This window comes from Mesorhizobium alhagi CCNWXJ12-2, from assembly GCF_000236565.1.
In the GTDB taxonomy this organism is placed as follows: Bacteria; Pseudomonadota; Alphaproteobacteria; order Rhizobiales; family Rhizobiaceae; genus Allomesorhizobium; species Allomesorhizobium alhagi.
In genome coordinates, this window is sequence record NZ_AHAM01000326.1 from 1 (window position 1) to 1,794 (window position 1,794).

Consider the following 1,794-nt stretch of genomic DNA (forward strand, 5'->3'; position numbering starts at 1 on the left):
CGCGGCTACAGAGGCAAGGGCGAGCAGCCGTATCTCCCCGGGTACGAACGTCGACGTTTCGCGGTTCTTCGTGTCTACCGGCTGGCCGGTCACTCGGCCTCCAGGCAGGATCAACCTCACGCCGCCTGCCGCGGCCAAGGCGAGGCCCGATGCAAGAAGAAAAGGGGCGGCCTGCAAGAGGGGCACCGCCTTACCCGAGTCAAAAGCCCATCCGGCAGCGAGGCCGCCGAGCATGGGACCGAGCAGGAAGCCGGCAATCGATGCCATGCTGACCCACCCAAAGGTTCTGGCGCGCCGATCATCGTCACCTTCCGTGTCGGCAATGAACGCAAGGGCTGTGGGAACTACGGCGGCGGCGAAGCCGCCGTTCAGGATTCGTCCGACATAAAGAAGCAGCAAGTTCGGCGCGAGCGCCGAAGCCGCCAAGGTGACGGCGAAGCCGATCAGGCCAACGACAAGGACGGGTCGACGCCCGATCAAATCCGACACCCGTCCCCAGAGGAACGCGACAGCCAGTGGTGCGGCGACATAGGCAGCAGTCAGAAAGCCAATTTGCCGTGGAGCGAATGTCGGGTCTGCGGAGCCTGCGAGCCGCTCGACCATTGTCGGCAGGACCGGCAGGACGATCCCATAGCCGAGCGCAACGATGAAGGACGAAGCCAGAAGTGCGCCCAGAACCCTCGACGACAAAGGCAGGGGAGGTCTTGCGGTCCCGCTCATGCCGGCGCACCGGTCGGCTGCTCATGAGCGGCGCTTGCGGCAGTCGATGCGGCCGGCCGGATGCCTTCGAGCCTGGTTCGCTTGAGCAGAAGCGCATTAACGGCGACCAGCGCCGAGCTGCCCGACATTGCCAGCGCGGCGATCTCGGGGCTTAAAAGGAAGGGATAGAACACGCCTGCCGCGAGCGGGAAGGCGATGACATTATAGCCGACCGCCCACCACAGGTTCTGATGCATCTTGCGAAGGGTGGCTCGTGACAAGGTCATCGCCCCGACGACGTCATAGGGATCGCTCTTCATCAGCACGATATCGGCGCTTTCGATCGCCACGTCGGTGCCTGCACCGATTGCGAAGCCGACATCGGCCTGCGTCAGGGCTGGCGCGTCGTTGACACCGTCGCCGACCATGCCGACCTTGAGGCCCTGTCCCTGCAACTCCTTGATCTTTTCAGCTTTCTGGCCGGGCAGAACATCGGCCAGGACGATGTCGATGCCGAGAATGCCGGCGATACGCTTGGCGGTGCCGGCATTGTCGCCGGTGAGCATGGCGACGCGCACGCCCTGCTCGTGGAGCTTCTTGATGGTCGCGATGGCGGTCGGGCGCGGCGCATCGGCGATGGCGATCAGTCCAAGAAGTTTTCCCGATCGCGCCACATGAATGACGGTGCGGCCTTCGCCCTTGAGCGCTTCAGCCTTCTCGCCGAGCGCCAAGAGGTCGATCTTCTGCTCGTCCATGAGACGCCTGTTGCCGAGGAACACCTTATCTCCACCGATCGCGGCGCTGGCCCCCTTACCCTCGATATTGAGGAAGCCGGAGACTTTTGGAAGTTCCAGGTCCCTGGCCCGCTCGACGATGGCGACGGCCAGCGGGTGATCCGACCCCTGATCGACCGCTGCCGCGATTTGCAAAACCTCGAAGGGCGACGCGCCGGGCGCAGGAACGACTTCGACGACCTTGGGCTGACCCATTGTCAGCGTGCCGGTCTTGTCGAAGACGATCACGTTCAGTTTTGTCGCGTCCTCGAGAGCAGACGCATTCTTGAACAGGATACCGTTGGATGCTCCGAGACCGGTA

At 63.7% G+C, this 1,794-nt stretch carries 2 protein-coding genes; both read right to left on the reverse strand.

Features of this window, described 5'->3' with window-relative positions; translation table 11 throughout:
- On the reverse strand, positions 1–720 hold a 720-nt coding region (locus tag MAXJ12_RS32870; protein ID WP_244421690.1), incomplete at its 3' end, for an MFS transporter.
- Positions 717–1,794 (reverse strand): heavy metal translocating P-type ATPase (locus MAXJ12_RS32875; protein ID WP_008840560.1); only part of this gene is annotated, 1,078 nt, incomplete at its 5' end. The genes MAXJ12_RS32870 and MAXJ12_RS32875, both read right to left, overlap by 4 nt.